The following is a 7,823-nucleotide window of genomic DNA, read 5'->3' on the forward strand; positions in this document are numbered from 1 at the left end:
TGATTATCCCTGTACTGGTTCACACCAACCACCAGCTCTCTGCTACAGTAAGACTAACCACTACTGTGATCTCTTCATTGCACTTTGTTTATTCAAATGTTTTTGAAATTGAATAAGTATGATTCGTATTATAGAACGCTTTTCAAAACACTGTCAACAACTTTTTATATATTTTTTAAAATTCCACTTCCGTCCTACATTTCTTCTTGTAAATTCTCCATAACAATTCCGATGCGAATTATCTCATTATCTATTGCATTTAATACATATTTTTCTACTCCATACTGGATTAATATTTCTTTTATTTGAATAATTTCAGTTTCAAGTAAATCGGCTTCCTGAAGCGTTTGTAATAAAGTAAAAAATACATTTGCATACAATTTTTTATACATTTTTATACTCTCTGTCTTTTCAAGTATTTCATTAAACAACTGTTTTAACTCCGTTTGATTCCCTTTTCCAATCACATCTGAAAATGTTTTTATTATAGATAATCCTCTTTCTGCTATTTCATCCATAAATAAAATAATACGCAAAAGCATTACATATTCTCTAGCTGTGATTTCACCCATTTTCGGTCGCTCTCGCAAAAATACACTGAGCCAAGATGTCCAAAATTTTTGTTGTTCTTTTGCACTTAGCGTTTTGACGTAATAGCATAAAAACTGCATAAATTTAATTTTATTTTCTTCATTTTCTTGTATAAGTAACGGGGATAACCAATCTGTTTTTTGCTCCCAATATAGTACACATTTAATAAATACAAAACTAAGCCATTTCAAGAAAGCTTCCCTCGTATGTGGATGTAATACTTCCAAATGTTCTACCGCATATTTAATAAATCGCTTCATCTCTGTAAATAAAGGTAAATTGATTTGCGTGTAACATAAGCCTGCCCATGCATATTTCGTAATCTCATTTTCCTTCTTTAAATCTAAATACGGTAACAAATATTTTCGGCACCATTGCTTCTCAATGTGATTAAGAAATGTAATATCTGCTACTAAACGAGCTAACATGTAATTTGTCCGCTCTGAACTAACTCTTACTTGTTCTTCAAATAAAAATAAATATTCATACACGTTACGATCGTATAAATGATCATATGATAACAGTTTTAATAATACAGCTGTCATTTTCCCAACAGGATGCTGGATCGATTCATTGTAAAAATCTTGTTTTCCAAGCTTAAAATCTGTATCGCTTTTCATTACTTGAGGGAATACTGAAAAAGCAAACCGTTTCACATTACGTATGCTATTTTCCTCTAACTCTTCTAATCGATTACTAATTTCATATAAAAAGCTACTAATTAACCAATGAAAAGCAGTATTTCTAACAAATTTCTGTAATAGCGGAATAACTTTTTGAATTTGTTCATTTGTCAGTACTCGGTTATTTCGCCATTCTCTAATACAAACAAACCATACTTCATTACTTATTTCGTGCATGCTAACTAATTGGTAAGCAAATGAAATACTCCATTCTGTATTCAGTTTACATGCTTTCGATAACATCTCTAAAAAATGGCGTTGTTCAAAAACTCCGTCTTGAGAAAATTGCCGAACTTGTTTCATAATTTCATCGTCTTTCAGATGTAATAATCCATCAGCAGTTACATTACAAGTAATACTTTGTTCTGTGGTTTCTTTCTTTTGTACACTGTATCGCTCAGAATGAAAGTGAGGATGCTTTTGCTTCATTAGCTCATAACCTTTTGCTGTAGATGGACTATTTGGATCACAAGTGAATAATAAATCTAATACTAAGCAAACATCAAATGCCCTCTCCTCTGCAAGGTCTTTCAGTACAATTTGAATGACTTCTTCCTTTGTTTTTTCTAAAGAAGATGCGAAATGATTTTTTATAAGTTGAAAAACTTCGTGTTTATACGTGACATCTAAAAGAAGTCCTTCCTGTAACAACCATTTCATTTTCTCATCAGCGCTAAAGAATATATTTTTATTCATCGCATCAATTGCAATTCGATGTTGCAGTATGCTGTTTGCTTCTATCATTTCTGTAATATAATAATTTGCTTTTTTCTCATTGTTTTCACATAAATAAGCTAAACACTCTTTTACAATTTGAATTAAAAATGTAAGATCATTTTGCTGAAACTCTTTTTCTACATTTTCTTTATCCTTTTTTTTCAATGCCGTTTGTCTTAATGATAACATTCGCATCTTCTCTATTCCCATCATCATAATTGGTACGGCGTAATAGGAAATATGCGGTTTCATCTTCTCATTCCAAATTTGCTCCACATAAGAAAATGTAGACACTGGTAATCGACTCGATTCCTCAAGTTCTATTGATTCTTGCGTGTCATTTCCCCATTTTCTCTCCCGCTTCAACTTAAGCTTTCCATCCAAAATAAACGTTAGTAATAATAAAGCAATTTCTTTATGCTCAGGAAAAGAACATTTTTGCAGTAAATAAGAAATTTTTTCAATTGATTTACTACCTTTTTCAGCTGTTTCTAATAAAAGAAGTGTCCATCTTGCAAACAATAACGGGTTCATTTTAATTTTCGTTTCGTTTAGGTAGCTACAAATTGTTCTCCATAATAACGGAGATAGTTTAGAATGATTTTTAAAAATTAATTGAAATAATTCTTTTTGATGACTAAAAAGAAATTGTTCCACTAACCATTCCGCAAGTAGTTCATCTACTTCATTATCGTTTGATGTAACTAAAAATAAATTTTGTAATTTCCCTTCTGCTTCAAGCCATTCCACCCATTCATAATCATGAGCAAATTCAACAAAGTAACGGACTGTTTCAATTTTTTTTATGGATTGTTTTATGTATGATAATTGTTCCTGCTCTACTGACGGCGGAACTGTTACTATGTCACGAATTCGCATTCGTTTTGTAATATAATTATCGCCCATTAATTCCGCCCATCGCTTCACTGCTTTAACGAGAGATTGATGATTATTTCCTTTATTCGGATACACAATCGGTCGTATTCCTAAATGCTCCCAATGGTACGTATTTTCCCCTTGTGCAACAAAGGCAAAACGCCTTGTACTTGGTGGTAAACCAGTAGCTAAATATTTCATTACCGGGTCATTATGGCTATATCCAACGAATAAAACGGTATAATTCGAGAATAAATCAACTAAAAATCTTCTTGCCCATCCTTCCGTCAAGTAAGCCCTTCCAAAATCACCATCTGTTAAAATTAATGCTTCTTTCTCTTGTTCTATATTGCCATGTATGTAAGCGAGTCCCTTAAACGCTCTACCTGTAGGTAACGCAGGTGCATAATATACGTTTAATTCTCTATTCATTTCTTTCATCGCAGTTGTAAAATGTCGATCAAAATTTGTCGTTACAATGCGGACGTCTGTATCTAAAGGAAACAACCTTGGAATCGCATAATGAAGCGGATTCGGCTTTGACTTTTCATTATGAACTAAACCTCTTGCAACTTGATGTACATCTTTTGTTTTCGCAATTTTACCAAGATAATAATCATGAGGTTCTGTTATTTCACGCGTTTCTACATATAAGGTTTTCGCAATTTCGTCAACTAGATCATCAAAATTCGGTAAGTTTGATTTCCCTTTCATAGAAACTCCCGCTCCAACAAATAGTACTAACTTTCCTTGTTCAAGATGATCGATTAACTCATCTGGAATTTCTACTTCTGAAGTAATCCACACCTAGGATTCCCCCTTACCTAAAAATGTCATATACTCTCATTTTACTATAACATTTTTTCTTTATTTTTATAATATTTAGACTACAATTCAAACATGAAAAAGTTTTATGTAAATAAATCCGTAATAATGTATGAACTCCTGAATTTATTGCAAAACTATGTATAAATCGGAGGTGTAAATATTGAATGATTTTACTGTAGTACTTATCAAGTTTATATCGTGCGTTATCGCATTTAGTATTGGACTCGCTTTATTTTTCCCTGCAACGTTCGTCCAAATTATTTCATTCAGTCTTTTTGTTACAATCGTATCCTATATGTTCGTTGATAAAATCATATTAAACCGAATAGGCAATACTGGTGCCATTATGTCGGATTTCTTACTAACGTATTTAAGCGTATGGATTTTCGGTAATATTTTATTAGACAATTATATGCAAATTGCATGGGGTAGCATCCTTTCTGCCATTGTCTTTACATTATCTGAAGTAATCGTTCATCGCTTCTCTAACTCACACACAAGGCACAACAATGATAACATTCATATTAATCGCCGCTTTGCATATGGTACGGAATTTGCTGAAGAGCAGAATATATTGGATAAAGATAAGAATAAGAAGAAATGACATTTTGATGCAGGAGCGCCCTTTTTAATTATGTGGTGCTCCTTTTTTATGTATTCATTATGGTACGTGAAATTATAAGAACGATGTTTTCAAGATATCGTTCTTATAATAAAAAACTGCCTCTTATTTAGAGGCAGTCACTTTCAAATCTTTTAACGCAACAACATTAGCAAACGCTCCAAACACTACATTATGATGCTTTACAATGTCTTCCGCACGTAACACGTCTGTATGAAACGTACTATGTGCATCACTCACTAACGTTACTTTATACCCTTCACTAAACGCTCTTCGCGTTGTCGTATCCACACAGTACTCTGTTTGCATTCCTGAAATAATAACGTGTTCAATGCCTTTTTCTTGTAATACTTCATTTAAGTTCGTCTTATAGAATGAATCTGGCGTCGTCTTTTCAATGATACTGTCCCCTTCTTGCGGGGCAATTGCCTCATGCACTTTCCAACCAGCTGTACCTTTTTCTAACGGATGATCTTTTGGCCCGTTATGCTGTACAAAAATAACTGGAATATCATTTGAACGACATTCCCCAATAAGCTCTTGCAATATTTCTAAAAACTTTTCCCCATTATGTACTGGCATTCCTGCTGTATACATACCTGCTTGCACATCAATTACTATTAAAGCTTTTTTCATTTCGCGCAGCTCCCTTTGTTTGTATTCTATCGTCCAACAATCTTCTAATTTCCCCTCATGCAGCTCATGTTCCTTTAATATCTTCACCTTTTTAAATCCGCATTTTTCATAACATTTTATCGCACGCCCATTATTTACTTTCGGATCCATTGCGATTGCTTCTGCTCCCGTGTTCTCCATAATATATGTAATTGCTGCCTGAACGAGTTTCGTTCCAATTCCTTTTTCCCAATAATTCGGCTCACCGATAAATTGATCCATTCCCCATACATTTTGAGATTCTTCATAGCCATATAATGCTTTCCACTCAGAATCAACTGGATACATTTGAATATAACCAATTGGCATATTATCAAACTCTATTAAGCATCTTTTTTCATGACTATTTGGATTATGTATAAAATGATCGAGTACCATCTCTACAGATTGCGGATTATCTCGCCCTTCGTAATACCGTAAGACTTCTGGGTCAGTTAACCATTTTGAAATGATCTGTGCATCCTCTTCTTTTACGTACCGTACCGATACATTATCTTTTTGAAATAACATAGAATACCTCTTTTTAATTTTTTATATTTTTCCTTGTTGTGAAATCTTTCATTGCACCTATTAGTGCATATGGTAACAATGTAACCGCAAAAAGAGCAGTAAACATATTAAAATGAGGGATTTCATATGGAGTGAACCATTCCGTAAAAAATTTGGAATGTAAAATTCTACTTAAAAATTCCCCACTTGGTTTAAAATTTGGTGCCCATCCAGTAACCTCACAAATAATAAACAACAATTGAACAATAATAAATGCCCCTAGATAGCGAAACCATGTCCGTTTCAAAATCGACTGCGCCTTATTTAATTTATGTTCCATCTAGCTCCCACCTTTTTACTTCCACCCTATTAATTATACACTTTCCACAGTTTATTTGTTAAAATTTTCTATATGATCATTCGTGCTGGGGGAATACATTATGTCTAATCCTATTCTAAAATCAACATTAATCATTCTTAGAGGAAACTCCGCAAGTGGTAAAACAACAATCGCAAAGCAACTACAAGAACATTTCGGACAAGATACACTTTTCGTATCACAGGATGTTGTACGTAGAGATATGCTGAAAGTAGACGACACGATGGGGAATTTATCACATGATTTACTATTTGAAATTACAAAGTACGGAAAAGGAAAATGTGAATTTGTTATTTTAGAAGGCATTTTAAACAGTCATAGATACGGTGATATGCTGAAAGAATTAATACATTTTTTTGAAGGAAACGCGTATACATATTACTTTGATTTATTGTTAAAAGAAACGATTCGACGACACAATACAAGAGAAAAGCGCCATGAATTTGGTGAAGATTCCCTAGAAAAATGGTATAATCCGCACGATACAATTGAAGTTGCTAGAGAAACTATTTTTACAGATACCTTCACGCAAAAAGATATATTTAATGCGATTCTTACTAATGTTGCGATCGAAAAACAAGACTAACATAATATGTTAGTCTTGTTATGTATTTTGTATTTCAGTTTTTATAATTGAACAATCTTTACATAAATAATAGTATATATTCATTTCCCCAAACTGGAAATCAACTACTGAAATAAGTCCACGTTCCTCAATATCTTGTGTAATTGTGGCAACATACTTCATATCTTTAGAACAAGTTGGACACTCCAAATTCTCTGGAAGATCATCATATAATGGTGCCCCTAATAATCTACATACATATTCAGAACCGAACAAGTCGAAAGCTTCCCAGTAACTATCTTCATCAGTAGGTATATCTCCATTTTTCATATTTATAAGCTTTACCGTCGTTCTTGGTAATGAAACTGGTAACTTATATTCCTTTTCCATTATCCATTCTTCTGTATTTTGCTGCTGTATGATTTGAACTGTTTTACCTCCATCACTTAACTGAAAATATTGCGGTTCCCACACCATCGCGCAGTTCAAACATGAAACGAATGGTAAAATATTTAGTTCATTACTTTTAAGTTCAGCAAGTCTCCCATCTTTTAAATCAAAACAGAGAATTTGATGCATCTTCTCACTACATAACTTACATACTGGCAAATTGCAATCTTCACCACCAAAGTAATGATTATAGGAATCTTTCCCTTCAATTACTCTATACCCTTTCAACTCATTGCAATGTGCGCCATATAATTTTGTTGTCATATTCTATCCTCGCTTTATATAAATCTGATCCACTTCATTATAAAAAAATTAACACTAGAATACACCTATCCTTTAAACTTAATTACACTATTACGAGTGAAAGTGCATAGTCTTTCAATCAATCATATTCACTCAAAAATAAAAGCCAGTCTCAATAAAGAGAACTGACTTATTTCTATATAACTATATTTATTAAAGAATTTTAACTTTAACAGTTTGTCTTCCCCAATTCATAGCTTTACTTTTTGAACCCATTAAAACATCAATACGATTTCCTTTAATAGCACTTCCCGTATCACCAGCGATAGCTTCTCCATAACCTTCTACCCAGACTTTAGATCCTAATGGGATTACTTTCGGATCAACTGCAATAATTCTCATATTCGGATTAGCCGTTAAATCATGCCCCATCGCAGTTAAAACACGTCCACCATAAGTACCATTCTCACTTGGATCCGCTGTATATGCTGTCGCTACTACCGTTAATTCACGTTTAGCAGACTGTATGTTATTTTTAGACTCTTCTTTTACTTTTGCTTCTTCCTTAGCCTTCGCTATTTCTCTTGCTTTGGCCTCTTCCTTAGCCTTTGCTATTTCTCTTGCTTTCTCTTCTTCCTTAGCTTTTGCTATTTCTCTTGCTTTCTCTTCTTCCTTAGCTTTTGCTATTTCTCTTGCTTTCTCTTC

At 33.3% G+C, this 7,823-nt stretch carries 7 protein-coding genes, 1 pseudogene and 1 other annotated feature (1 of these 9 running past the window's edge); of the genes and pseudogenes, 2 read left to right on the top strand and 6 right to left on the bottom strand.

Annotated elements, in window-relative coordinates:
• Positions 1-87, bottom strand: a binding site (T-box leader) (it extends 150 nt beyond the left edge of the window).
• Positions 88-194: 107 nt separating this feature from the next.
• A complete protein-coding gene (locus F8162_RS02730; protein ID WP_151635125.1) occupies positions 195-3,674 on the bottom strand; it encodes a DUF4020 domain-containing protein in 3,480 nt (1,159 codons plus the stop codon).
• Positions 3,675-3,855: 181 nt separating this feature from the next.
• Between F8162_RS02730 and F8162_RS02735 the strand changes: the two genes are divergently transcribed.
• The gene (locus tag F8162_RS02735; RefSeq protein ID WP_151635123.1) at positions 3,856-4,299 is read left to right on the top strand and encodes a YndM family protein; all 444 of its coding nucleotides are present in this window, start codon (positions 3,856-3,858) and stop codon (positions 4,297-4,299) included.
• Positions 4,300-4,422: 123 nt separating this feature from the next.
• On the opposite strand, the gene F8162_RS28985 is transcribed toward F8162_RS02735, so the two are convergent.
• The 3 genes and pseudogenes from F8162_RS28985 to F8162_RS02745 form a co-directional block, all read right to left on the bottom strand.
• Positions 4,423-4,953 (bottom strand): cysteine hydrolase family protein, encoded by a 531-nt coding sequence (locus F8162_RS28985; RefSeq protein ID WP_225990145.1) that lies wholly within the window; start codon positions 4,951-4,953, stop codon positions 4,423-4,425.
• A 15-nt stretch (positions 4,954-4,968) separates the two neighbouring features.
• A pseudogene (locus F8162_RS28990) lies at positions 4,969-5,502 on the bottom strand (GNAT family N-acetyltransferase); the annotation flags it as partial.
• A 13-nt stretch (positions 5,503-5,515) separates the two neighbouring features.
• Complete coding sequence (locus tag F8162_RS02745) at positions 5,516-5,821, bottom strand: YfzA family protein (protein WP_151635119.1); 306 nt, start codon at positions 5,819-5,821, stop codon at positions 5,516-5,518.
• Positions 5,822-5,921: 100 nt separating this feature from the next.
• Between F8162_RS02745 and F8162_RS02750 the strand changes: the two genes are divergently transcribed.
• Positions 5,922-6,446, top strand: a complete 525-nt coding sequence (locus F8162_RS02750; protein ID WP_151635117.1) for a kinase — start codon at positions 5,922-5,924, stop codon at positions 6,444-6,446.
• 18 nt (positions 6,447-6,464) lie between these two features.
• Here the strand turns inward: F8162_RS02750 and F8162_RS02755 are convergent, their stop codons facing one another.
• Together F8162_RS02755 and F8162_RS28995 are read right to left on the bottom strand one after the other, a co-directional pair.
• Positions 6,465-7,139, bottom strand: coding sequence for a hypothetical protein (locus F8162_RS02755; protein WP_151635115.1), 675 nt, complete (start codon positions 7,137-7,139; stop codon positions 6,465-6,467).
• 192 nt (positions 7,140-7,331) lie between these two features.
• On the bottom strand, positions 7,332-7,823 hold a 492-nt coding region (locus F8162_RS28995), incomplete at its 5' end, for a 3D domain-containing protein (RefSeq protein WP_264158317.1).

The organism is Bacillus sp. CH140a_4T (assembly GCF_008923725.1).
Lineage (GTDB): Bacteria > Bacillota > Bacilli > Bacillales > Bacillaceae_G > Bacillus_A.